At 68.0% G+C, this 22,347-nt stretch carries 23 protein-coding genes; 7 read left to right on the top strand and 16 right to left on the bottom strand.

Translation table 11 applies throughout. The features are described 5' to 3' along the window. The 5 genes from AC3WRI_RS29960 to AC3WRI_RS29980 form a co-directional block, all read right to left on the bottom strand. On the bottom strand, window positions 1–947 hold a 947-nt coding region (locus AC3WRI_RS29960), incomplete at its 3' end, for a methyl-accepting chemotaxis protein (RefSeq protein WP_492294672.1). Window positions 948–1,051: 104 nt separating this feature from the next. Beyond that, window positions 1,052–1,528 carry a chemotaxis protein CheW gene (locus AC3WRI_RS29965; protein WP_018311878.1) on the bottom strand — a complete coding sequence of 159 codons (477 nt, stop codon included), beginning with the start codon at window positions 1,526–1,528 and terminating at the stop codon, window positions 1,052–1,054. A gap of 141 nt (window positions 1,529–1,669) precedes the next feature. Beyond that, window positions 1,670–2,062, bottom strand: coding sequence for a response regulator (locus AC3WRI_RS29970; RefSeq protein ID WP_010809862.1), 393 nt, complete (start codon window positions 2,060–2,062; stop codon window positions 1,670–1,672). Between the two features lie 153 nt (window positions 2,063–2,215). Further along, window positions 2,216–4,183, bottom strand: coding sequence for a putative bifunctional diguanylate cyclase/phosphodiesterase (locus AC3WRI_RS29975; RefSeq protein WP_010809861.1), 1,968 nt, complete (start codon window positions 4,181–4,183; stop codon window positions 2,216–2,218). Between the two features lie 113 nt (window positions 4,184–4,296). Continuing rightward, window positions 4,297–6,063, bottom strand: coding sequence for a methyl-accepting chemotaxis protein (locus AC3WRI_RS29980; RefSeq protein WP_492294673.1), 1,767 nt, complete (start codon window positions 6,061–6,063; stop codon window positions 4,297–4,299). Between the two features lie 501 nt (window positions 6,064–6,564). On the opposite strand from AC3WRI_RS29980, the gene AC3WRI_RS29985 reads away from it, so the two are divergent. Further along, entirely contained in the window at window positions 6,565–6,873 is a 309-nt protein-coding gene (locus AC3WRI_RS29985) for an H-NS histone family protein (RefSeq protein WP_010809859.1), read from the top strand. 110 nt (window positions 6,874–6,983) lie between these two features. Here the strand turns inward: AC3WRI_RS29985 and galE are convergent, their stop codons facing one another. Next, a complete protein-coding gene (gene galE / locus AC3WRI_RS29990; RefSeq protein WP_010809858.1) occupies window positions 6,984–8,003 on the bottom strand; it encodes a UDP-glucose 4-epimerase GalE in 1,020 nt (339 codons plus the stop codon). Between the two features lie 155 nt (window positions 8,004–8,158). Further along, the gene (locus AC3WRI_RS29995) at window positions 8,159–9,181 is read right to left on the bottom strand and encodes a tyrosine-type recombinase/integrase (protein ID WP_011616425.1); all 1,023 of its coding nucleotides are present in this window, start codon (window positions 9,179–9,181) and stop codon (window positions 8,159–8,161) included. A gap of 209 nt (window positions 9,182–9,390) precedes the next feature. Between AC3WRI_RS29995 and AC3WRI_RS30000 the strand changes: the two genes are divergently transcribed. Both AC3WRI_RS30000 and AC3WRI_RS30005 read left to right on the top strand, forming a co-directional pair. Then, on the top strand, window positions 9,391–9,825 hold the full coding sequence (locus AC3WRI_RS30000) for a nuclear transport factor 2 family protein (protein WP_010809856.1): 435 nt from the start codon (window positions 9,391–9,393) through the stop codon (window positions 9,823–9,825). 61 nt (window positions 9,826–9,886) lie between these two features. Further along, a complete protein-coding gene (locus AC3WRI_RS30005; RefSeq protein WP_011616424.1) occupies window positions 9,887–10,882 on the top strand; it encodes an NAD(P)H-dependent flavin oxidoreductase in 996 nt (331 codons plus the stop codon). A gap of 53 nt (window positions 10,883–10,935) precedes the next feature. On the opposite strand, the gene AC3WRI_RS30010 is transcribed toward AC3WRI_RS30005, so the two are convergent. Both AC3WRI_RS30010 and AC3WRI_RS30015 read right to left on the bottom strand, forming a co-directional pair. Next, window positions 10,936–11,484 carry a PadR family transcriptional regulator gene (locus tag AC3WRI_RS30010; RefSeq protein WP_010809854.1) on the bottom strand — a complete coding sequence of 183 codons (549 nt, stop codon included), beginning with the start codon at window positions 11,482–11,484 and terminating at the stop codon, window positions 10,936–10,938. Window positions 11,485–11,589: 105 nt separating this feature from the next. Continuing rightward, window positions 11,590–11,826 carry a hypothetical protein gene (locus AC3WRI_RS30015; RefSeq protein WP_144062247.1) on the bottom strand — a complete coding sequence of 79 codons (237 nt, stop codon included), beginning with the start codon at window positions 11,824–11,826 and terminating at the stop codon, window positions 11,590–11,592. Between AC3WRI_RS30015 and AC3WRI_RS30020 the strand changes: the two genes are divergently transcribed. Continuing rightward, the gene (locus AC3WRI_RS30020) at window positions 11,825–12,052 is read left to right on the top strand and encodes a hypothetical protein (RefSeq protein ID WP_010809853.1); all 228 of its coding nucleotides are present in this window, start codon (window positions 11,825–11,827) and stop codon (window positions 12,050–12,052) included. The genes AC3WRI_RS30015 and AC3WRI_RS30020 overlap by 2 nt on opposite strands. Window positions 12,053–12,155: 103 nt before the next feature. On the opposite strand, the gene AC3WRI_RS30025 is transcribed toward AC3WRI_RS30020, so the two are convergent. Both AC3WRI_RS30025 and AC3WRI_RS30030 read right to left on the bottom strand, forming a co-directional pair. Beyond that, a complete protein-coding gene (locus AC3WRI_RS30025) occupies window positions 12,156–13,301 on the bottom strand; it encodes a hypothetical protein (protein WP_439672320.1) in 1,146 nt (381 codons plus the stop codon). A gap of 58 nt (window positions 13,302–13,359) precedes the next feature. After that, window positions 13,360–13,905, bottom strand: coding sequence for a GNAT family N-acetyltransferase (locus AC3WRI_RS30030; protein ID WP_011616422.1), 546 nt, complete (start codon window positions 13,903–13,905; stop codon window positions 13,360–13,362). 220 nt (window positions 13,906–14,125) lie between these two features. Here AC3WRI_RS30030 and AC3WRI_RS30035 point away from each other — a divergent pair, with 220 nt between their 5' ends. Continuing rightward, entirely contained in the window at window positions 14,126–14,362 is a 237-nt protein-coding gene (locus AC3WRI_RS30035) for a hypothetical protein (RefSeq protein WP_010809850.1), read from the top strand. Between the two features lie 68 nt (window positions 14,363–14,430). Here AC3WRI_RS30035 and AC3WRI_RS30040 read toward each other — a convergent pair whose 3' ends face one another. The 4 genes from AC3WRI_RS30040 to AC3WRI_RS30055 all read right to left on the bottom strand — a co-directional run bounded on the left by AC3WRI_RS30040 (window position 14,431) and on the right by AC3WRI_RS30055 (window position 18,764). Continuing rightward, the gene (locus AC3WRI_RS30040; RefSeq protein ID WP_492294675.1) at window positions 14,431–15,606 is read right to left on the bottom strand and encodes an L-rhamnonate dehydratase; all 1,176 of its coding nucleotides are present in this window, start codon (window positions 15,604–15,606) and stop codon (window positions 14,431–14,433) included. A 90-nt stretch (window positions 15,607–15,696) separates the two neighbouring features. Next, complete coding sequence (locus AC3WRI_RS30045) at window positions 15,697–16,713, bottom strand: 4-hydroxythreonine-4-phosphate dehydrogenase PdxA (protein WP_058698569.1); 1,017 nt, start codon at window positions 16,711–16,713, stop codon at window positions 15,697–15,699. 16 nt (window positions 16,714–16,729) lie between these two features. Next, window positions 16,730–17,698, bottom strand: a complete 969-nt coding sequence (locus AC3WRI_RS30050) for a Bug family tripartite tricarboxylate transporter substrate binding protein (protein WP_010809847.1) — start codon at window positions 17,696–17,698, stop codon at window positions 16,730–16,732. A 109-nt stretch (window positions 17,699–17,807) separates the two neighbouring features. Further along, window positions 17,808–18,764, bottom strand: a complete 957-nt coding sequence (locus AC3WRI_RS30055; RefSeq protein WP_011616418.1) for a LysR substrate-binding domain-containing protein — start codon at window positions 18,762–18,764, stop codon at window positions 17,808–17,810. 113 nt (window positions 18,765–18,877) lie between these two features. On the opposite strand from AC3WRI_RS30055, the gene AC3WRI_RS30060 reads away from it, so the two are divergent. Both AC3WRI_RS30060 and AC3WRI_RS30065 read left to right on the top strand, forming a co-directional pair. Beyond that, window positions 18,878–19,810: a dihydrodipicolinate synthase family protein gene (locus tag AC3WRI_RS30060; protein WP_492294677.1), complete on the top strand. Its 933-nt coding sequence runs from the start codon at window positions 18,878–18,880 to the stop codon at window positions 19,808–19,810. Window positions 19,811–19,830: 20 nt separating this feature from the next. Then, window positions 19,831–21,414 (top strand): aldehyde dehydrogenase (NADP(+)), encoded by a 1,584-nt coding sequence (locus AC3WRI_RS30065; protein ID WP_010809844.1) that lies wholly within the window; start codon window positions 19,831–19,833, stop codon window positions 21,412–21,414. A 3-nt stretch (window positions 21,415–21,417) separates the two neighbouring features. Here the strand turns inward: AC3WRI_RS30065 and AC3WRI_RS30070 are convergent, their stop codons facing one another. After that, window positions 21,418–22,344 carry a LysR family transcriptional regulator gene (locus tag AC3WRI_RS30070; protein ID WP_010809843.1) on the bottom strand — a complete coding sequence of 309 codons (927 nt, stop codon included), beginning with the start codon at window positions 22,342–22,344 and terminating at the stop codon, window positions 21,418–21,420. Window positions 22,345–22,347: the final 3 nt, after the last annotated feature.

Raw genomic sequence — 22,347 nt, forward strand, 5'->3', positions numbered from 1 at the left:
TCCATGCTCGACGCCGTCTGCTCCAGGGCTGCCGCCTGCTGCTCGGTGCGTTGCGACAAGTCGTTGTTGCCCGCGGCCACCTGGCGCGTTGCCGTGGAGATGCTGGCCATGCCTTCCTGGATCTCGTGCACCACCGACTGCAGGCTGCGCTGCATGGTCTGCATGGCCTGCGCCAGCGCGCCGATCTCGTCGGCGCTGCGGTGCTCGAAGCGCGTGGTCAGGTCACCCGCGCCCATGCGCAGCGCAAAGTCCAGCATGTGGCGCACCGGACGGTGCACGCGCGCCAGCAGCATGGTGCCTGCCGCGAACGACGATGCCAGCGCCAGCGCAAAGCCGCCCCACAGCCACGGGCGCACCGCGACCACGCCTGCGCCGCCCAGGGCTTCCACCGCAACCAGTGCGGCCAGGAACCACACCATCCCGCCGGCCTGCGCCCACAGGATGCGGCGCTTCAGGTTCAGGCGCAGCAGGCCCTGCACCAGGCCGCGCAGCCCGGTGCGGACCACGGCGCCGTGGCGGATCGCCAGCCCGTCCGCGCGGCCGGTCCGGAATCGTGCATAGGCAGCGCCGGCGGCTTCCACCTGCTCGCGCGTCGCCATCGAGCGCACCGAGGTGTAGCCGACCACGCGGCCATCGACACGCGTGGGCGTCACGGTCGCGTTGACCCAGTAGAAGTCGCCGTTCTTGCGGCGGTTCTTGACCACGCCCATCCAGGTGCGGCCGGCCTGCAGGTCCTGCCACAGGTCGGCAAACGCTTCCGGCGGCATGTCGGGATGGCGCACCAGGTTGTGCGCCGCACCGAGCAGCTCCTCGGCCGCAAAGCCGCTTGCCTCGATAAAGGTGCGGTTGGCAAAGGTGATCCGGCCCTTGAGGTCCGTGCGCGAGATCAGGTAGTCCGATGGGGAGAGCTTGTATTCGCGCTGCGTAACGGGTTGGTTGTTTCGCATCTATGACAATACTGCAGGCCCGGGCGCGGCAAGTTGCTGCACCCCGGGCGGGTTCGGTCCGGCAGGCGGGGCGCCGGCCGGACAACGTTGGCGCTGCCTCGGGATCACGCCACCGCTTCGAGCGCGGCGAGTTCTTCGGTGTTGAGCAGCTTCTCGATGTCGACCAGGATCAGCATGCGCTGCTCGACCGAGCCCAGCCCGCGGATGTAGTCGGTCGCCAGTTCGCCGGAGAAATGCGGCGTGGGCTTGATCTGCTCGGCTGCAAGGGTCAGCACGTCGGACACGCCATCGACCACGATGCCGGTGGTGCGGTCGTTGAGGTCTACGATGATGACGACCGTGTACTGGTCGTAGCTGACGTTCTGCTGGCGGAACTTGATGCGCAGGTCGATGATCGGCACGATGATGCCGCGCAGGTTGATCACGCCCTTGATGTAGTCCGGTGCGTTGGCAATCTGGGTGACCGACTCGTAGCCGCGGATCTCCTGGACCTTCAGGATGTCGACGCCGTATTCTTCCCGGCCCAGCGTAAAGGCCAGGAACTCTTCGCCCGCGCCGTCTGCCTTGTCGATGTGCTTCATCGTCTAGCCCCCCAAAATTGGCTCATGCTGGTTTGCTGGCGCTGCTGCGGCCAAGGCCGCTGGCTGGCGCCGGGGCATGACTTCGCCCACCAGTGTTTACGGCAGCAATCCGGGGGACTGAAGGGCGACGCCCGGCTTTCCTTACCCTTCCGAGGTAGGGTGCGCGGTGGACAGCAGCGCCGTCACGGCCCGCATCAGCTGGTCAGGATCGAAGGGCTTGGGCAGGAAACCCGAGGCGCCGGCGGCGCGGGCCTGTTCGCGGATGCTGCCGTCCTGCTCGGTGGTCAGCATCAGGATGGGAATGCACGCATAGCGCTCGGTGGCGCGCAGACTGCGGATCAGCGTGAGGCCATCCATGCCGGGCATGACCTGGTCCGTGACCAGCATGCCGAAGCTGGCGCCGGCCGCGAGCGCATGTGCCTGGTCGCCGTCGGCCGCCTCGGTCACGTCAAACCCTCCTGCGCGCAGGCAGGCGCCGATCATGCGACGGAGCGAAGGGGAATCGTCGACGACGAGGATGCTGGGCGATGACATGGGCGCCTCCGGTTTGCAGGACTCGGTTGATCCGCCAGGATGGACAGCACGGGCAGCGCAGCCGGCGACGGACGGGCCGGCGCAGGGCTGCGCCGCAAACGCTGGCAGCCTGCCAGACCGGTTATCGGCCGCGTCACGGACAAACTTTAGCCGTCAGGCGCCGCCCTGCTCGCGCAAGGCATCGGCAAAACCGGCAGCATCCAGCGGCAGCGACAGCAGGTAACCCTGCACCTCGTCGCACCCCATCTCATTGAGGATTTCCAGCTGCGATGCCGATTCAACGCCCTCGGCCACCACCTTCATGCGCAGTTCGTGCGCCAGCGCCACCATCGAGCCGACGATGGCACGGCCCTGCGCATCGGTGTCGAGCCCGCCGATCAGGGTGCGGTCGATCTTGAGCGTGCCCACGCGCAGGCGCTTGAGATAGCCCAGGCTGGAATAGCCACTGCCAAAATCGTCCAGCGCCACCTGGATGCCGAGCGACTGCAGCTCGGCCAGCGTTTCCAGCGACTTGCCGATGTCCTTCATCGCCGCGGTCTCGGTGATCTCCAGCGTGATCGCCGAGGGCGGGATGTCGTGCTGGTGGATCTGCTCGAGCAGGTATTGCGGGAAATTGCGGCTGGCAAAGCGCAGCCCCGAGACATTGATCGCCACCGGCACGGTGGGCACGCCGGCGTCCCGCCACTGGCGCACCTGGCGGCAGACGCTGGTCAGGACCCAGTCGTCGAGCTTGTCGATCTGGCCCGACTGCTCGGCCACGGTGATGAACTCGGCCGGGCTCACCTGGCCCAGCGCGGGATGGCGCCAGCGGCATAGCGCTTCGGCCCCCACCAGCGTGCGCCGGCGCGCATCGTACTTGGGCTGGAACTGCAGCGACAGTGCGTCGTCCTGGATCGCCAGCCACAGGTCGCGCCGGATCACGCGGGTGCGGCGCGCGCGTTCGCCGGCGGCGCTGTTGAACAGGCGCACCTGGTTCGAGCCGCTCTGGCGGGCCTCGGCCAGGCTGACGCGCGCGGCCTGCATCAGCGCCTCCGAGGTCTGCGCATCGCGCGGGTAGATGGCAATGCCGATGTTCACGCCGATCTGCATCTGCAAGCCGCGCGCGGCAATGAACTCGGCCAGCGAGCCGAGCATGCGCGAACCCAGTTCCTGCGCGCGGCCATGATGGACCAGCTCCGGCACGCCCACGGCAAACTCGTCGCGCGCCAGCCGGGCCAGGAAGTCATGCGGCTCCAGCACGGCCTGCGCCAGCGCGCCGGCGTCCTGGGCCAGGATATCGTCGGCGCGGATCTCGAAGACCTCGTCGACTTCGCGGTAATCGGCAATATGGATCAGCAACACGGCGCAGCCGCTCTCGGCCAGCCGCGCCTGCGCGATCGTCTGGTCCAGCCAGCGGCCGAAGGCGACGCGGTCGGGCATCGTCGTTGCCACGCTGTACTCGCCCACCGTGCCCTGCCCGCGCGCTGCGGCACGCACGGTAAGACGGCCGGGGCGGCCGGGAATGCGCGCGCCGCGCCGCGCCAGGCGGGGCTCGTGCCCGCGCGGCAGGCCGTGCGCCTCGTCCACCAGCTCATCGGCCAGGCCGGCTTCGTGGTGCGCAGCCAGCAAGCCACGCGACTGCGCGCGGTGGACGGCGAACATCAGCGCGCACAGCGCGGTCAGCCCGCCCGCCAGCCAGGCGGGGTGCGGCAGGCCGGCTGCATCGATGCAGGCGCGCGCCGAGACCGAGCCCGCGCCACAGGCGCGGCCCAGGTGGGTGCCGGCCGCGGCCACCAGCCCGGCGCCAGCGACGACCGCCATGAGCGCCGCACCGCGCCACAGCCGCGTGCCCTGGCGCAGCCACTGCACCAGCAGCTTGGCAGCCGCGGTGGCTGCTGCGGCGGCGGCGAAGCTGGCCGCCATCTGTGCCGTGTCGTTGGCCGCCGGCACGCTGCCCGACAGCATCACCACCAGTACGGGCAGGCTTACGCTCAGCTGCGATAACAGTGCCGCCGACCAGGTCAGCATGCGCAGCGAGCGGCCACCGGCTGACTGGTCCGCACGCCCGGCGCGAACGCCGAGGGCGGCGGCCACGCCCAGCAGGGCAGCCAGCAGCAACAGGATGGAACTCAGGGCAATCATTGGGCTGCGCGATGATGAAGAGAATGCGCGAAGAAGGTCAGGACGCGGGGCAAACCCCGCATCATGGCATCTTGCGGTCGCCGTGTGAACAGGGCAATGGTGGGGACAGTGGTTTAGAACGCGCTCCAGTCATCATCGGCCCCGGCAACGGCCAGCACGGGCCTCGCCGCCGGACGGCTTGCCGGAAGCGCCGCGGCCGGGCGGGCAGCAACGGCACGCGGCGCCGCGGTTGCCGAATGCGCCGCGGCTGCCGCCGGCCGCACCGACATGGTGCGTGCGGTGCTGCCAGCGACAGCCGTCGCGGCCGTGCCTGCCCCTACTCCCGTACCCGTGCCAAGGTTGAACACCGAGACCACGTTCTTGAGCTTCTGCGCCTGTTCTTCCAGCGCACCGGCTGCGGCGGCGGCCTCTTCCACCAGCGCGGCATTCTGCTGCGTCACCTCGTCCATCTGGGTCACCGCCTGGTTGACCTGCTCGATGCCGCTGGTCTGTTCCTGCGACGCGGCGCCGATCTCGTTCATGATGTCAGTCACGCGGCGCACGGCCTGGACGATCTCGCCCATGGTCTGGCCGGCTTCTGCCACCAACCGGGTACCGCTCTCCACGCGCTGGCCCGACTCGCCGATCAGCGCCTCGATCTCCTTGGCGGCCGAGGCCGAGCGCTGCGCCAGGCTGCGCACCTCGCCCGCCACCACCGCGAAGCCGCGGCCCTGCTCGCCGGCACGCGCGGCTTCCACCGCTGCATTGAGCGCCAGGATATTGGTCTGGAAGGCAATGCCCTCGATCACGCTGATGATCTCGACCACCTTGCGCGAGGCGCCGTTGATCTCGTTCATGGTGTCGACCACGCGGCCCACCACGTCGCCGCCCTTGAGCGCGATCTGCGAAGCCTCATTGGCCAGCACGCCGGCCTGGCGCGCGTTGTCGGCATTCTGCCGCACCACCGTGGTCAGCTCTTCCATGCTGGCGGCGGTCTGCTCCAGCGACGAGGCCTGTTCCTCGGTGCGCTGCGACAGGTCCAGGTTGCCGGTGGAAATCTGCTGCGTGGCCGATGCCATCGAATCGGCGCCGGTGCGCACTTCGGCAACGATGCCCGACAGGCTGGCCTGCATCGCGGCCAGCGCCTGCATCATGCGGCCGATCTCGTTCTTCGAGACGCTGGCGATGCGCGAGGTCAGGTCGCCGCGGGCGATGCGCTCGAACACAGCCAGCGCCTCTGCCACCGGCGCGACGATGGCGCGGTTCAGCGTGACCGTGCACAGCACCGCGACCGCCAGGCCCAGCACGATCAGCACGACCGACAGCATGCGGATACGCGCAAAGCTGGCCTGCGCAGCATCGAAGTTGGCCTGCCCGGCAGTCATCTGGAATTTCTGCAGCTTCTCGTGCACGCTCGACATGCTGCGCTGCAGGTCAGGCAGCACCTTCTTCGCCAGCCGCAGGGCCTCTTCCTGGTTGCCCGCGAGCGAAGCCGCCTGCAGCGGCAACACGCCCTGCTCCATGAACGCCTGGCGCTGCTTGCCCAGCTCCGTGGCGAGCGCCTTTTCCTCAGGATTCTGCGGCAGGCTCATATAGCGCTTCCAGGCAGCCTCCGATGCCTCCACGAACACTTTGGAGCGGTCGACGTGAACCTTGGGATCGTCCTGCTCGCCCTGCATCACGTTGCGGTCCAGTGCCAGCCGCATGCGCGTGGTGGCCTGCATCGCCTCGCTGAGCGCGACGGTGGAGCCGAGCTGGTTGGCATAAGTCTCCCTGAGGGCATCATTGCTTTGTGAAATGCCGTGCAGGCCGGCACCGCCGACCAGCAACAGCAGCAGCGACAGCATTCCCATGGCGCCCCGTAGCAGGGTCTTGATCTGGATATTGTTGTGGAAGGACATGATGAAAGAAGACTGTGTCAACCCGCGGGGCACACCCCCAACCCCGTTCCGGCAGGATCGACGCCCAGATGATCCGCCCTGCCCGGATAACGGCGCGACCTCCTGTTACTTGAGCCGCCGCGCCGGTGGCGGGCGCAATTAATCGGCGATAACCGGCCTGTCGGATATACGCCACGTGGCTTGCCGCGGCCGATTATGGCGATTTGATTTTGGCGGCGGCTGGCTGCCGCCGGGCCAGTTTGCGTACGGCCGCACCATTTGCGGGCCTGAACCCGGAACTGCGGCCGGAACTGCAGCCGGGCCGACGACGACGGAAATGCCGGTGACAGACCACGACACCGAAAGTTCACACAATTATCGGCGCCAAGAATTTTCGCAAAAACAGCATCCGATTAGTCCGGCAGGATTTGCAGCGGGCGGCGACCCCGTTATAATTGTTTTCAGCATTTTCACCCCCGCACACACCCACCGCATTCCACTCCACCGGAAACCGAGGACCCAATGGCGACGTATCAGGAAATCGTTCAGAAAATCAGTGAACTGCAGAAGCAGGCCGAGGAAATCAAGGCACGCGAACAAGCCACGGTGATCGCGGATATTCGCGAGAAAATCGAGCAATATGGCCTGACCGCGGAAGACCTGGGTTTTGGCGCAAAGGTGCCGGCCGGCAAGAAGGCGGTCAACCGCAAGGTGCCGGTACGCTATCGCGACAGCGCCGGCAATACCTGGACGGGCCGCGGCAAGCGCCCGGGCTGGCTGACCCAGGCCCTGGCCCAGGGCAAGGCAGTTGAAGACTTCCTGATCCGCTGAAACCCGCGATCCGGCAGATGGTAAAACGCCACGGATGAATTCCGTGGCGTTTTTGTTTTCTGGTCTTCCGCGGCGCCTGCACAACACTGCGGCGCCACCTGCCCGGGGCGTCAGGCGTCAAACCCCTGCGGATTCATCGACTGCCAGCGCCATGAGTCCTGGCACATGCGGTCGATGTCATGGCGCGCGCGCCAGCCCAGCAGCTGGTTGGCCAGCGCGGGATCGGCGTAGCACGAGGCGATGTCGCCCGGGCGCCGCGCCACGATCTCATGCGGCACCGGCTTGCCGCTGGCACGCTGGTAGGCCTGCACCACTTCCAGCACGCTGTAGCCGCGGCCCGTTCCCAGGTTCACGGTCATGCTCTTGCCCTGCGCGCGCAGGTAACCCAGCGCCGCCAGGTGGCCGTCCGCCAGGTCGCAGACGTGGATATAGTCGCGCACGCCGGTGCCGTCCGGCGTCGGGTAGTCACCGCCGAATACCATCAGCTTTTCACGGCGCCCGCCGGCCACCTGCGCCACATACGGCATCAGGTTGTTCGGGATACCGCGCGGATCCTCGCCAATCAGCCCGCTTTCATGCGCGCCGACCGGATTGAAATAACGCAGGTAGGCAATGCGCCAGTCCGGATCCGATGTTTCCAGGTCGCGCAGGATTTGCTCGCCCATCAGCTTGGTCTGGCCATACGGGTTGGTGGCCGACAGCGGGAAATCCTCCAGGATCGGCACCGCATGGGGATTGCCATAAACCGTGGCCGAAGAACTGAACACCAGCTGTTTCACCCCGGCCGCGCCCATTGCCGCGCATACCGTCAGCAGCCCGCCCAGGTTGTTGCTGTAATACTCCAGCGGCTGGCTCACCGATTCGCCCACTGCCTTGAGTGCGGCAAAATGAATCACCCCGCTGATGCGGTGTTCGGTAAAGAGCCGGTCCAGCAATGCGCGGTCGCGCACGTCGCCCTGCACAAAATGCGGGGTCTTGCCGGTAATGGTGGCGAGCCGCTCCAGCACCACCGGGCTGCTGTTGCAAAGATTATCCAGGCCGATCACGTGGTAGCCGGCATTGAGCAGTGCAACCCAGGTATGCGAGGCGATATAGCCGGTGGCACCGGTCAGGAGCAAGGTTTCAGGCATGGAAAATCGGTGTCGGAATTCGATTCAGGGCCGGGCCTTGGCCTGGCGGATTCAAAACGTGGCGCAAGCACCTCTTTCCGCCGCGTAGGCCGGCGAAGCTGCTTATTATCCACGATCTGCCGATGCGCCCAGGGCAGCCGGCCCGGCGCGCGGGGCTAGACCCGGCTTCCCGGCACTTCCGCCACCAGCCCCGCCCGCGCCTGCCAGGCCTCATAGGCGGCGCGCAGCCGCCAGCCGGACTCCGGGTCGCGCATGCCCAGGCATTGCGCCACCTCGGCCGGCGCCGTGCCGGCCTCGAAATGCATGGCGGCGCAGGTATTGCGCAGCGTCTGCGGCGACGCGCGTTCGCTGCGCCCGGCCAGCACGCCGGCCTCGTCCAGCAGGATCTCCACGCGCCGGTAGACCGAGGCGGCATGCATCGGCCGGCCCGCCGGCATGGCGGGAAACACCAGGCCGCCAAGCGTGCCGGAGGCTTCGCGCAATGCCAGCCAGGCCCGTAGCGGCGCATGGGCCAGGCTGAACAGCGGCACGGTATAGGCTCGGCCGTTGTCCGCGCGGACCATGCGCAGCGCCATCCGGCCGGGGGCGCCGGCTTCGATGGCATCGACCCGCAGCGCCCGCGCTTCGCCTACCTTCAGGCCGCCGCCGAGCAGCACCGCCAGCAGGGCCACATCGCGGGCGCGCTTCCATTGGGTGGGCGATGCCGCGGTGCGCGTGTCGCCGGCCGGCATGCCGGCCGGGCCAAGTATCCGCGCCACCAGCAGGTCGCGCTCGCCCGGCAGCAGGAACGCGGTGGGATCGTTCTCGCCGTCGGCAAGATGGGCGCGCACCGCCTGGCTGGCCGGGTTGTGCATGCCCTCGCGCAGCCGCGCCAGGTGATGGAACACCCGTTCGATCAGCCGCGTATAGCGATAGCGGTGCGATTTGTGCAGCTGCTGCGCGTCCAGGAACTCACCGATCTGCTCCGCCGACCAGCTCAGCGGCGGCAGCCCGCGCTCGGCCGACCAGCGCAGCAGCTTGCCCCACATGGCGCGGTACACCACGCTGGTGCCGTGCCGGAAGCCATGCCGTGCCAGCCAGCCGTCGAACGCGCGCTCCGGATGGTCGCGCCAGGCGGCCAGGTCGGCATCGAACAAGGCCGCCTGTTCAGGATGGGCAGCGGAGGGCTTAGTGGTCACTGACTCTCCTGCCGGGGGCCGGCGTGCGGGGTTGGGATCCCGCCTATTGTAGACAACCCGTCACTGCGCGGCGGGGCGCCGGCACCATTGGCCCCCGCATCGCTTGCACGGTGCCCCGGCGCATGCTACCTTTCCATTCACTATGCAACTGGTTGCATAAAACCCCCGCAACAAGACGCCGCGCACTGACGCCAGCCAAGGAGACCGAAGTGACCACCACCAACCTGATTCCCGCCGCACAGGCCTCACTTGAAGCCTGGCACCAGATGCTGGCCAACGGTTCGATGGCCGGGCTCGACGCCATCGTGGCCGATGAGGTGGTGTTCCGCTCGCCGGTCGCGCACACCCCCTATCCCGGCCGCGCCGCGATTGGGCTGGTGCTGACCACGGTGAACCAGGTGTTCCAGGACTTCCGCTACCACCGCAGCTTTGTCAGCGAGGACGGCCACAGCGTGGTGCTGGAATTCAGCGCGGCCGTGGACGGCAAGGCGCTCAAGGGCATCGACATGATCCGCTTCGACGACGCCGGCCGCATTGCCGAGTTCGAAGTCATGGTGCGCCCGCGCTCGGGCCTGGAGGCGCTGGCCGCCGCCATGGGCGCGCGCCTGGCCAGCCAGAAGGACGTGCTGACCGGCGCGGCCTGACGCAACCCTGTTTCGCAGCACCGCTTTTTCGCCTTACCGAAATACCCAGGAGACTTCACCCATGGCCCTTCCCGCCCAACTCCAGAACCGGCTGTCGCTGCCGGTGGTCTGCTCGCCGCTGTTCATCATCTCCAACCCCGACCTGGTCATCGCCCAGTGCAAGGCCGGCGTGGTGGGCTCGTTCCCCGCGCTGAATGCGCGCCCGGCACCCAAGCTGGAAGAATGGCTGGACCGCATCACCACCGAGCTGGCCGAACACGACGCCAGGCACCCGGACCGCCCGTCGGCACCTTTCGCCGTCAACCAGATCGTGCACAAGTCCAACGACCGGCTTGAACATGACCTGGAGCTGTGCGTGCGCTACAAGGTGCCGATCGTGATCACCTCGCTGGGCGCGCGCAAGGAAGTCAACGACGCAGTGCACTCGTACGGCGGCATCGTGCTGCACGACGTGATCAACAACACCTTCGCACGCAAGGCCATCGAGAAGGGTGCGGACGGACTGGTGGCGGTTGCCGCCGGGGCCGGCGGCCATGCCGGCACGCTGTCGCCGTTCGCGCTGCTGCACGAGATCCGCGAATGGTTCGACGGCCCGCTGCTGCTGTCGGGCTCGATCTCCAGCGGCGACGCCATCCTGGCCGCGCAGGCCGCCGGCGCCGACCTGGCCTATATCGGCTCGGCCTTTATCGCCACGCAGGAAGCCAACGCACAGGACGGCTACAAGCAGATGATCGTCGACAGCACCGCCAACGACATCGTCTACTCCAACCTGTTCACCGGCGTGCACGGCAACTACCTGCGCGGCAGCATCGAGCGCGCCGGCCTGGACCCGAACGCGCTGCCCGAATCGGATCCGTCGAAGATGAATTTCGGCTCCACCAGCGTCAAAGCGTGGAAGGACATCTGGGGCGCCGGCCAGGGCGTGGGCGCAATCAAGCGCGTGGTGCCCGCAGGCGAGCTGGTGCGCCGCTTTGCCGAGGAATATGCGCTGGCACGCCGCCGGCTGGGCTTGGGCGAGGCCAAGCAGGCCGGCACGCGCGCCGTCGACCTGGCCTGACGCAGCCGGTCAGCTGGCCTGGCAGGCCGTAGCCGCCGCCCAAGCGGGCGCGGCTACAGCAGCGGCAGCAGTTCCTCGCCCCAGGCCACCCAGTCCTGCTCGAAGCGGATGCCGCGCTGCAGCAGCGCATAGCGCAGCTGTTGCGCGCGGTCCATGTCCGGCGTCGAGAAATCGCGCCGCTCGATGGCCAGGTAAGTCTCCAGCCGGGCCCGATGCAGCGCGATCAGCCGACGCATCTCGTCACCGAGGCCAAGCGGCCCGATCACCGCATCGGCGCGCAGCTTGACCAGGATTTCCTCGCGCTGGTCCAGGCTGGCGCCGGGGGTCAGCACCCAGCGTGCCAGTTCTTCACGGCCGGCCGGCAACACCCGGTAGACCTTCTTGCGGTTCTTGCGGTCGCCGCCACCGGCCTCGCCTTCCGCCGCCTCGGTTTCATCCGCGGCAATCCAGCCACTGTCAGCCATCCGCCCCAGCTCGCGATAAATCTGCTGGTGCGTGGCATGCCAGAAATAGCCGATGGAACGGTCAAAGCGCCGCGCCAGGTCATAACCGGACGACGGTTTTTCGATCAGGGAAATCAACAAGGCGTGCTGGGTCGACATGCGTCTGGGCAGTGGCCCGTCGGGGGGCGATGGAAAATGGTTGGAAGCGGATGCGGCAGACCCGGAACCGGGACGCGCCGGTAGCCGCACTTCGCGGGGCTGGCGCTATGGTATCGCAATGCCGGCCTTGCGCAGCACCCTCAGCGATGTCGTCACCGGCGTCGCCAGCAGATGCCATACATTCGTTAAATTTGTCATTTTGGAAATTTCCTGGCAGACAGAATTAAAAAACGCTGAATGGCATTTCTGCGTTGGATGCAATACATTCCATACATTGAAAATCCAGTGCGAGCGCATACCCGCCCCCGGCCGCACCTTGCAGCAATCCTGGAGAGTGTCCATGACCGGAAGAATCCTGCTTGCCGAAGAGCGCGACGTGGCCTGGGAAGCCGACGCCGTCGAACTCCCGATCGGCATCCTGCCGCCCATGCGCGACAAGGCGCCCATTTACTACCGCCTGCCCGATACGCCGGACGGGCACCATATCAAGGAATACGCCAGCGGGCTACGCCAGCTGGTGCGCTTTGTCGGCGTCGAAGAACAGGTTGTCAAATTCAGCCTGGGCTGACCGGGCACGTAACCGTTTCCCTGTGGTTGTCTCCTCCGAGCCCGTTCCTGCGGGCAGGGACTTGAACCCGCGAGATTCGCGGGTTTTTTCTTGGCCGGCGGAATCAGAGCTGCGGCGCGCGGCAGGCGGCGCCGTCGGGGTTGGCCGTTTCCGCCATGTCGAACACCGCCCTGGCACCGCATTGCGATCCGAACATGCGTGCCTGGTCGTGCCCCACGCCCACCACTTCATAGGCCTGGTGGCGGATCACCAGCCCGGGGCTGGCCAGGTAGCGCTCATAGCGCAGGTAGCCGCGGGCGCGCTGCAGGCGGGTGGGACCTTCGGCCTCAGCGCCGCACGCCTTGTCCAGTACGCGGTGGTTGGGGTCGTTGTCTTCCGTGCCGGCCAGGTAGGTCACCTGACGCCCGGCGTAGCGCTGGTACAGCGACTGGCCATTGGCACCCTTGGCGTAGGGCACGATGTCCTGCATGCCATAGCGGTACTTGTCGTAATCCGGGCACACTGCCTTGTCGTAAGGCGCAAACGAGCGGCCGTCCGCGCCGGCCGGGCGCACCGCCGTGAAGTACAGGTAGGACGAGGGGTTGGCCACCACATAGCGCAGGTCGATGCCGCGCGCGCGGATGCGCTCGTCGACATTGTTCAGCACGGCATAGCGATGCACGATCTGTGCGCCGCCCGAATGCCCGGCCACGGTCACCCTGGCCACCCGCGGCAAGCGCGCCTTGTCGGTGACGAAGGCCATCATGTCATCGAGGACTTGCAGTGAACTGACCGTGAACGGCGCGTTGACCGCGTTCTCGCCACTCATCCAGCCCTGCACCGACCATTGCGGCATGCCGTCGAAGCCCTTGCCGTGGTCTGGCGTGCCGGGGAAGTTGGGCGCGACCAGCAGCACCTCGTCCGGATTGCGGCCGCTGGCCTTGAGCAGTGCAGCACCGGCGGCGTAGTAATCATCGCCGTTGCGCTGCAGGCCGTGCTGCACGAACACCACCTCGCGGATGCGCGACAGGTCCTGGTCGAGCGGATGGTTGGCGTAGACCGGGAAGTCATAGCCCGCGCCCGTGCCCAGGTGCACGCGCTGCCAGTGCGGCTTCGCCTGGGCCGGCGTAGCCGCCGCCTCCACCGCCCTGGCGGCGGAAGGCGTGTCGGGTGCGCTGGCGCAACCGGCCAGCACTGCCGTGGCGATGGCGGCACCGGCCAATGCCCGGCATGGTTTGCTTGGCACAACGAGAGCAATGGCTTGCAGCATCGGAAGCGACTCCTGTGGGAATGTTTTGCCGGCGACGGACCCGGACGCGCTGCCCTGGTCAGCCCAGGCGCCTGACCAGCGCCGCCACGTCCGGCCAGGTCACGCGGCGGACCATGACCCGCAGGTCCGGACCGTGGAAATCATCCTCGAACGCCTCGGATTCCTCGCCGCCCAGCCGCTGGTAGAACTCGCGCGCCTGCGTATTGGCTTCCAGCACATAGAGGAACAGCGGCCGCCCGGGCCAGTGCGCGGCCACGCGCTGCGCGCAGTGGGCCAGCAAGCGCTTGCCCAGGCCCTGGCCGTGGAAAGCCGGCAGCACGTGGAGGTTGTCGAGATAGATGCCGAAGCGGGGCTCCGCCTCGGGCAGCAGGCAGGCAAAGCCAGCGGCTTCGCCGTCGACCATGGCCAGCGTGACTTCCACGGGGCCGTCTGCGCCGTTGTGCATGCGGGCGCGCCAGGCGGCCAGCCGTTCCGGGTAGGCCTGGTCCCGCAAGTAAGCAGCCGGCAGCATGCCGGGATAGGTGTGCTGCCAGCTGGCGGCGTGCATGGCGGCGAGCCGGTCGGCATCGGCAGCCGTGGCGGGGATCAGCGCAAGATCGGGCATGATAGGCGGCGCGGCAGGCGGTCGGCGTCGGCGCAGCGCCGGCAAGGTGTCGGGAAGCGATCATTGTGCCGCCGCATGCCAAGGCTTGCAAAGCGTGGCTGCAGGGATTGCAACCGGCGTGCCTTGCCTGCCTCCCGCGCCATCATGCAACACTCCCGGCGCCGGGAACGAAGGTTGCGGGATCCTGCAAAATTGCCTGCCGCAACGAAGAGGAAGCCTTATGTATATGGTCTACTGGTCCGAAGCCGACGGCACCGGGCTCAGCCCCCACGCGCAGTCATTCCCAAGCGATGCGATGCGTGAGGCCCTGCACTTTACCGAGGCGCTGCGCCAGCGCCAGCACGCGGGCGAGCCGGTGAGCTTTGTCACGCTGTGCTCGGAGAATCCCAACGCCGTGGGCCGGGCCGGCGCGGCCGACCCGCCACCGGACTATGAGTGGAAGAAGAGGCGGCCTTGAAGCGGCAGCGCGCATTGTCGTGAAACATGGCGCGCTGCCCGGCTGGGCAGAACCCGGCAACTGTCCCGTCAGCCGATGATGTCGAACTGGCTGAAGTACTCCTCGTTCAGCTCCAGGCCCAGCCCCGGCAGGTTGTCGTCGAGCTGCAGGTAGCCGTTGTCCGGCGCCGGATCGCCCTTGAAGATGTAGTAGAACAACTCATTGCCCACCTCGACGTCGTGCACGGGGAAGTACTCCGACATCGGCGAAGCCGTCGAGGCCATGGTCAGGTGGTAGTTATGCATCTGCCCCGCGTGCGGGATCACCGGCACCGACCAGGCCTCCGCCATGGCGTTGATCTTCTGCGCCGCGGTGATGCCGCCGACGCGGTTGGTGTCGTACTGGATCACGTCCACCGCACGGCGCTCGAGCAGGTCCTTGAAGCCGTAAGAGGTGAATTCATGTTCACCGCCGGAGATCGGGAACGGGCTCGCCTTCTTCAGCTCGGCATAGCCCTCGATATCGTCGGCGATCACCGGCTCTTCCAGCCAGCGCGGGTTGAACTCGGCCAGGCGCGGCAGCATGCGGCGCGCGTACTCCAGGGTCCAGCCCATGTAGCACTCCAGCATGATGTCGACGCCGTCGCCGACCAGCTCGCGCAGCAGGCGCACCTGTTCGATGTTCTTCTGCATGCCGGCGGGGCCGTCCTTGGGGCCGTAGCCGAAGCGCATCTTCATCGCGGTGAAGCCCTGGTCGAGGTAGTGCTGCGCTTCTGCCAGGAACGCGTCGCGGTCGTCATTGTTGTAGAGCTTGGAGGCGTAGCACCAGATCTTTTCCTTGGTGCGCCCGCCCAGCAGCTTGAACACGGGCTTCCCAACCGCCTTGCCCATCAGGTCCCACAGCGCGATATCGACCGCCGAGATCGCCGCCATGCCGATGCCCTTGCGGCCCCAGGCATGGGTGCGGCGGTACATCTTCTGCCACAGGTATTCGTTGTCGAACGGGTCCTGGCCGATCACCACCGGCGCCAGGTACTGGTCGACGATCTCCTTGGCCACGCGCGGCGCCAGCGCGCAGTTGCCGATGCCGACCAGGCCGGAATCGGTTTCCACTTCAACCACCAGCCAGCCGTGGAAGCGGAACGAGCCCATGGCGTCGCCGCGCTCGAACAGGATGTCGGTGGCGTTGGTGCAGAAATGCGCCTGCGGCGGCACGGTCTTGCCCTTCCATTCAAAGACACGGGCGCGGACGTTGGTGATCTTCATGTTCAGCTCCTGATGGCGATGCGTTGGCGCGAACGCTCCCCGGCCGCGCCGGGGGCGGTCTTGCTGGATTCGGTGTGGTGAAGGTGGTGGCTAGGCTGTGGCGCGCCGTTGCGCGCCCATGCGGCAGGCGATCTGGAATGCCTGCAGCGTGGCGCCCGGATCGGCGCGGCCCTGCTGCGTGATGTCGAACGCGGTGCCATGCGCGGGCGTGGTGATCGGCACCGGCAGCCCGCCCTGCACCGTCACGCCGCGCGAGAAGCCCATCAGCTTGATGCCGATCTGGCCCTGGTCGTGGTACATGGTGACGATAGCATCGAACTGCCGCTGCGACGGCCCGCCCTGCACCTTCAGGAAGATGGTGTCGGCCGGGAACGGACCGTCTGCCGCCACGCCGCGCTCACGCGCCGCGGCCACGGCCGGGGCGATCACGTCGATCTCCTCGCGGCCGAAGGCGCCGTTGTCGCCGTTGTGCGGGTTCAGGCCGCACACCGCGATGCGCGGGCGCGCCATGCCGGCGCGGCGCAGGGCCTGGTCAATCAGGTCGATGGCGCCGCCCACGCGTTCCTGCGTGATCATCGCCGGCACGTCCTTGAGCGCCACGTGCGAGGTCACGCGCGAGGTCCACAGCCCGTCCAGGACATTGAACTCGCAGAAGTTGCCGTGGCAGCCAAGCTGCTCGGCAAACCAGTGCAGCTCATCGCTGTGCGCCATGCCGGCGGCGTGCAGCGAGCTCTTGTTGAGCGGCCCGAACAGGATCGCGTCGGCCTGGCCCGCTTGCGCCAGCTGCAGTGCCAGCGCCAGCGTGCCCAGGCTGTAGCGCCCGCCCTCGGCACTGGCTTGGCCGCGCGCATACGCCGGGCGCTCCGGCAGCTGCCAGTGGTACAGGCGCGGCTTGCCATCGTCGGCAAAGGCGGGCGCATCGGTCTCGGCCAGCGCCAGCTCGACGCCTGCGATCCGCATGCCGTGGCGCCATTCGTCGCGGTCGGCGATCAACAGGATCTCGGCCGGCGCGGCGGTCGCGGGGTCGGCCAGCAGCCTGGCGATCAGTTCGGGGCCGATGCCGGCGGGGTCGCCCAGCACCATGGCGATTCTTGGACGGGAATTCATTGGACTTCCGGGGTTGTTATTGGTCGAGCTTGACGCCCAGTTCAGCGATCAGCTTGCCATAGCGCACATACTCGGCACGCGAGAAGGCATCGAACTGCGCCGCGGTCAGCGCGCCGGGCACCGCGCCCACATCGGCCAGCCGGCGCACGGTGTCAGGGTCCCTGATCACCGTGGCCAGCGCGCTGCCCAGCTTCTGCAGCGTCGCGGGCGGCGTGCCGGCCGGCGCATAGACACCGTACCATGCACTCATCTGGATGCCGGGCACGCCCGCTTCAGCCAGCGTGGGCACGTTGGGCAGCAGCGCCGAGCGCTGGTCCGCGGTGACCGCCAGCGCGCGCAGCTTGCCGGCCTTGATATGGCTGATGACCGACGGCATGGTCTCGAAGCTCATGTCCACCTGCCCGCCCATCAGGTCCACCAGCGCGCTGCTGCTGCTCTTGTACGGCACGTGCAGCAGCTTGCCCTTGATCTGCCGCGCGAAGGACGCGCCGGCCAGGTGCTGGGTGCTGCCGACCCCGGACGAGCTGTAGCGGAACTTGTCCGGGTTGGCCTGGATCTGCGCCACCAGCGCCTTGACGTCGCGTGCCGGCACCTGGTTGTTGACCACCAGCACATTGGGCACCGACGACACCAGCGCCACCGGCGCCAGGTCCTTGAGCGGATCGAACTGCAGCTTGAGCAGGTGCGGCGCGATCGCTTGCGAGGTCACCACGCCCATCAGCAGCGTATTGCCGTCCGGCGCCGCCTTGGCGGTCAAATCCGCGGCAATGGTGTTGGACGCGCCGGGGCGGTTGTCCACCACGACTGGCTGCTTCAGCTGCGCGGCGAGCTTGTCGGAGACGATGCGCGCCATCACGTCGGTGCCGCCGCCGGGCGCTGCACCCACCATCAGCCGCACCGGCCGTGTGTCCTGCGCCCAGGCATTGCCCGTTACTGCCGCCACCGTGGCCAGGCCGGCGAGTGCGCCGGCGATCCATGTCTTCATTGCTGTCTCCGTCGTTTTGCTGTCCGGCTCTGCGGCGCGGATGGGCAGACTATAGGAGCATCAGTGATTCGCCACTACTGATGTTTTTTGAACTGGCGATCACCTGGCGTTATACCTCGGCAGCCGCCTGCTGCGCAGTGCGCGGCAATGCCTTCAGGATCGCGACCAGCTGTCGCGCCGCCGCGGACAAGGCGCCGCCGCGCCGCGTCACGATGCCAAAAGTCTGCTGCCGCGACTGCAGCCGCACGGGCAGGATGCGCAGCATCTTCTGGCGCACGAACATCGCCGCCACGCCGGTCGGCAGCAGCGACACCAGCCCGGGGTCGCCCTGCAGCATGGCCACCGTGACGAAGGCCGACGAGGTCGAGATCGCATTGGCGGGAAAGCTCATGCCGGCCAGGTCCAGCTCGCGCTGCAGCAGCGCGTGCATCGGCATATGGCCTGCATAGGTGATCCAGCGATAACCTGCGAGGTCGGCAAACCCCATCGCGCGCGCGCGCGGTGCCGGATGCGCATGGCCCACCACGACCGCGACCTGCTCATCGCCCAGCGGGTGGTAGTGGTAGCGGGCCGGTTCATCGCTGACCAGCGAGCGGCCGATCACCAGGTCGAGGTGGCCGTCGTCGAGCAGCCCCAGCAGGCGCAGGCTGGTGTCCTCGATGATCTCCAGCGCCAGCTCCGGCTGCGCCTGGCGCAGCCGCGCCAGCACCGGCACCAGCACCTCCGGCACCGCCCCCATGATCACGCCGATGGCCACGCGCCCGCCGCTGCCCGCGCGGATGCCCGCTACCTCCTCGCACATGGCGCCCAGGTCGGCCACCAGCTGGCGTGCGTGCCGGATTACGCAATGGCCGAAGGCATTGGGACGCATGCCGCGCCTGGAGCGCTCGAACAGCGGCGCTTCCAGCATGCCTTCCAGCTCCTGCAGCGACTTGCTGGCCGCCGACTGGGTCATCGCCATCGCCGCGGCGGCCTGGTGCAGGGAGGAATGCTCGTCCAGCGCGATCAGCAGTTGCAGCTGCTTCATGCGCAACCGGCCGGTCAGGGCGTCGAGGGTGGATTTCATGAAGGAATCTGTGAGTCGCAAAAGCGATCACCAGATGGAAAGGTTTCAATATACAGCCCGGAAGGCGGCTCGTATATTGGCCCGATCCAATTCACAAGCAGCCGGAGGAGACCATGACCCGCACCCCATCCCCCACCGTCTACCGCGGCGTATTCCCGGTAGCGCCCACCGTCTTCGACGCGCAGGGCGGCCTCGACCTCGACGGCCAGCGCCGCTGCATCGACTTCATGATCGATGCGGGTTCGCACGGCATCTGCATCCTGGCCAACTTCTCCGAGCAGTTCGTGCTGAGCGACGACGAGCGCAACGTGCTGATGAAGACCGTGCTGGAACACGTGGACGGCCGCGTGCCGGTAATCGTCACCACCACGCATTTCAGCTCGCGCCTGTGCGCCGAGCGCAGCCGCGCGGCGCAGGATGCGGGCGCGGCCATGGTGATGGTGTTGCCGCCTTACCACGGCGCCACCATCCGCGTGCCCGAGCGCAGCATTTACGAGTTCTTCGCCACGGTCTCGGATGCCATCGACATTCCCATCATGATCCAGGACGCGCCGGTCAGCGGCACCACCCTGAGCGCGCCGTTCCTGGCGCGCATGGCGCGCGAGATCGGCAATGTGTCGTACTTCAAGATCGAAGTGCCGCAGGCCGCGGCCAAGCTGCGCGAACTGATCGAACTGGGCGGCGACGCCATCGTCGGCCCCTGGGACGGCGAAGAGGCCATCACGCTGATGGCCGACCTGGAAGCGGGCGCCACCGGCGCCATGACCGGCGCGGGCTTCCCCGACGGCATCCGCCAGATCCTCGATGCGTGGCAGGCCGGCGACGCCGAACTGGCCGCGCAGCGCTACCAGCAATGGCTGCCGCTGATCAACTATGAAAACCGGCAAGGCTGGCTGGCCACCAGCAAGGTACTGATGCAGGCAGGCGGCGTGATCGCATCGGACGCGGTGCGTCATCCGCTGCAGCCGATGCACCCGGCCACCCGCGAAGGGCTGCTGAAGATTGCGCGCCGGCTCGATCCGCTGGTGCTGCGCTGGGCCCGCTGATCTCATCGAAAGGACAAGGCATGACAATTTCAGGCGAACTCCTGATCGGCCGCCGCGCGGAACGCGGCGGCAACGGCACCATCCACGCCATCGACGCTGCCACCGGAGCCGCCCTCGAACCGGCATTCGGCGGCGCCACGCCCGCGCAGCTCGACCAGGCCTGCGCGCTGGCATGGCAGGCATTCGACGCCTACCGCGAGACCACGCCCGAGCGGCGCGCCGATTTCCTCGAAGCCATCGCCGCCAACATCCTGGCGCTGGGCAATACCCTGATCGACCGCTGCACCACCGAATCCGGCCTGCCGCGCGCGCGCATCGAAGGCGAGCGCGGCCGCACCGTGGGGCAGTTGCGCATGTTCGCAAGCCTGCTGCGCCAGGGCGACTTCCTTGAACTGCGCGTCGACCCCGCGCTACCTGAACGCAAGCCGCTGCCGCGCGTCGACCTGCGCCTGCGCCATATCGCGCTGGGGCCGGTAGCAGTATTCGGCGCCAGCAACTTCCCGCTGGCATTCTCGGTGGCCGGCGGCGATACCGCCTCGGCCCTGGCCGCGGGCTGCCCGGTCGTCGTCAAGGCGCATCCGGCGCACCCGGGCACATCGGAGCTGGTCGGCCGCGCCATCCGCAAGGCCGTCGACGACATGGACCTGCCCGAAGGGACTTTCTCGCTGCTGTTCGATGCCGGGCTGGAGGTCGGCCAGGGGCTGGTGGCCGATCCGCGCATCAAGGCCGTCGGCTTCACTGGCTCACGCGCCGGCGGCATGGCGCTGATGGCGATCGCGGCGGCACGGTCAGAACCGGTCCCCGTGTTTGCCGAGATGAGCAGCATCAACCCGGTGCTGCTGTTCCCGCACGCACTGGCCAATCGCGCCGAAGCCATCGGCACGGCGTTCGCTGATTCGCTGACGCTGGGCGCCGGGCAGTTCTGCACCAACCCCGGCCTGGTGCTGGCGGTTGCGGGGGATGACCTGGAGCGCTTCCTGCAGGCCGCGGCGGCGCGGCTGGGGGCGCTGCCGGCTGCGACCATGCTGACGCCCGGCATCCATCGTGCCTATTGCGCCGGCGTCGATACGCTCGCCAGCCATGCGCAAGTGCAGACCGTTGCGCGCGGCGCGGCGGGATCGGCTGCGCAGGGACAGGCCGCGCTGTTCGCCACCGACGCCGATGTCTTCCTGGCCAACGAAGCGCTGCGCCACGAAGTCTTCGGCGCCGCCTCGCTGGTGGTGCGCTGCCGCGACCTCACCGAGATGCGGCGCGTCATCGACGCGCTGGAGGGGCAGCTGACCGCCGCGCTCCATATCGAGGATGCCGACCACGACGCCGCCCGCACCTTCCTGCCAGCGCTGGAACGCCTGGCGGGACGCATCCTGGTCAATGGCTTCGGCACGGGCGTGGAGGTCGGACATGCGATGGTGCATGGCGGGCCGTGGCCGGCGACGTCCGACGGCCGCAGCACCTCGGTCGGCAGCCTGGCCATCGCGCGCTTCCTGCGCCCGGTCAGCTACCAGGACATGCCGCCCGGCCTGCTGCCCGCGTCGCTGCGCCCGGACAGCCCGCAACGCCACGCGTGGCGCCTCGACGGCAAGCTGCAGGGGATGCCCGGCTGAGGCTCACCTCGACAATGCCCGCAACGCATCGATCAGCAGGCTCATCGATGCCGTCGGCGGGCGGCCCCGCCGCGTGACGATGCCATAGGGCCCCAGCTTGCGCGGCAGGGGCAGCGGCAATACCGCCAGCGCGCCAAGCCTGCCGTAGTAGGCGGCGACCGACTCCGGCAGCACCGCGATCAGTTCGCTGTCCGCCAGCAACGACGTGGTCATCAGCACCGCCGCGGTCTCGATGGTCGACGGCGGCGCCGGCACGCCGGCATCCTCGAACGAGCGGTCGATCAGCGCGCGCATCGGGCTGGGGCGCGGCTGCATGATCCACGGGTAGCCCGTCAGTTCCTCGAACGACAGCTTGCGGCGCCGCGCCAGCGGGTGCTGCGGCCCGACCACGATGGCCAGGCCCTCGTCGCCCAGTTGCTCGAAGTCCAGCCCGCTGCTGTCCCAGCCATCCGGCACGCGCCCCAGCACGATATCGAGCTGGTCGCGCTCAAGCTGCGGCATCAGCACATCGCTGGTCTCCACGTGCACCGCCACCTCCAGCCGCGGATGATCGCGATTGAGCTGCCGGATCACGTCGGCAAGCAGCCCCGGTGTAGGCGCCATCACCGCCCCGACCCGCACGCGTCCGATCTTGCCGGACTCCAGCGCCACCAGTTCATCGCGCAGCCCGCCCATGTCGGCAAACACCAGCCGGGCATAGCGCGTGGCCGCCAGACCGAAGCGCGTGGGCCGCAGCCCGCGCGCATGGCGCTCGAACAGCGGCACGCCGAGCAGGTCCTCCATGTCCTGCAGCATCTTGCTGACCGCGGGCTGCGTCAGCGTCAGCGCCTCGGCGGCCTGGCGCAGCGAACCGCGCTCCTCCACCGCCAGCAGCAGGCGCAGGTGCTGCATTTTCAGGCGGCCGTGGAGGGTGCTGACGGGTGGGATCATGGG

This window comes from Cupriavidus sp. FW305-27 (assembly GCF_058787995.1).

Bases quoted from the DNA above. Each gene is read 5' to 3' on its own strand.
- AC3WRI_RS29975 (WP_010809861.1), bottom strand. From the start codon at position 4,183: ATGATTGCCCTGAGTTCCATCCTGTTGCTGCTGGCTGCCCTGCTGGGC.
- AC3WRI_RS30050 (WP_010809847.1), bottom strand. From the start codon at position 17,698: ATGAAGACATGGATCGCCGGCGCACTCGCCGGCCTGGCCACGGTGGCG.
- AC3WRI_RS30025 (WP_439672320.1), bottom strand. From the start codon at position 13,301: ATGCTGCAAGCCATTGCTCTCGTTGTGCCAAGCAAACCATGCCGGGCA.
- AC3WRI_RS30035 (WP_010809850.1), top strand. From the start codon at position 14,126: ATGTATATGGTCTACTGGTCCGAAGCCGACGGCACCGGGCTCAGCCCC.
- AC3WRI_RS29985 (WP_010809859.1), top strand. From the start codon at position 6,565: ATGGCGACGTATCAGGAAATCGTTCAGAAAATCAGTGAACTGCAGAAG.
- AC3WRI_RS30055 (WP_011616418.1), bottom strand. From the start codon at position 18,764: ATGAAATCCACCCTCGACGCCCTGACCGGCCGGTTGCGCATGAAGCAG.
- AC3WRI_RS30010 (WP_010809854.1), bottom strand. From the start codon at position 11,484: ATGTCGACCCAGCACGCCTTGTTGATTTCCCTGATCGAAAAACCGTCG.
- AC3WRI_RS30065 (WP_010809844.1), top strand. From the start codon at position 19,831: ATGACAATTTCAGGCGAACTCCTGATCGGCCGCCGCGCGGAACGCGGC.
- AC3WRI_RS29970 (WP_010809862.1), bottom strand. From the start codon at position 2,062: ATGTCATCGCCCAGCATCCTCGTCGTCGACGATTCCCCTTCGCTCCGT.
- AC3WRI_RS30030 (WP_011616422.1), bottom strand. From the start codon at position 13,905: ATGCCCGATCTTGCGCTGATCCCCGCCACGGCTGCCGATGCCGACCGG.
- AC3WRI_RS30070 (WP_010809843.1), bottom strand. From the start codon at position 22,344: ATGATCCCACCCGTCAGCACCCTCCACGGCCGCCTGAAAATGCAGCAC.
- AC3WRI_RS30045 (WP_058698569.1), bottom strand. From the start codon at position 16,713: ATGAATTCCCGTCCAAGAATCGCCATGGTGCTGGGCGACCCCGCCGGC.
- AC3WRI_RS29980 (WP_492294673.1), bottom strand. From the start codon at position 6,063: ATGTCCTTCCACAACAATATCCAGATCAAGACCCTGCTACGGGGCGCC.
- AC3WRI_RS30020 (WP_010809853.1), top strand. From the start codon at position 11,825: ATGACCGGAAGAATCCTGCTTGCCGAAGAGCGCGACGTGGCCTGGGAA.
- AC3WRI_RS30060 (WP_492294677.1), top strand. From the start codon at position 18,878: ATGACCCGCACCCCATCCCCCACCGTCTACCGCGGCGTATTCCCGGTA.
- AC3WRI_RS30005 (WP_011616424.1), top strand. From the start codon at position 9,887: ATGGCCCTTCCCGCCCAACTCCAGAACCGGCTGTCGCTGCCGGTGGTC.
- AC3WRI_RS29965 (WP_018311878.1), bottom strand. From the start codon at position 1,528: ATGAAGCACATCGACAAGGCAGACGGCGCGGGCGAAGAGTTCCTGGCC.
- AC3WRI_RS30040 (WP_492294675.1), bottom strand. From the start codon at position 15,606: ATGAAGATCACCAACGTCCGCGCCCGTGTCTTTGAATGGAAGGGCAAG.
- AC3WRI_RS30015 (WP_144062247.1), bottom strand. From the start codon at position 11,826: ATGGACACTCTCCAGGATTGCTGCAAGGTGCGGCCGGGGGCGGGTATG.
- galE (WP_010809858.1), bottom strand. From the start codon at position 8,003: ATGCCTGAAACCTTGCTCCTGACCGGTGCCACCGGCTATATCGCCTCG.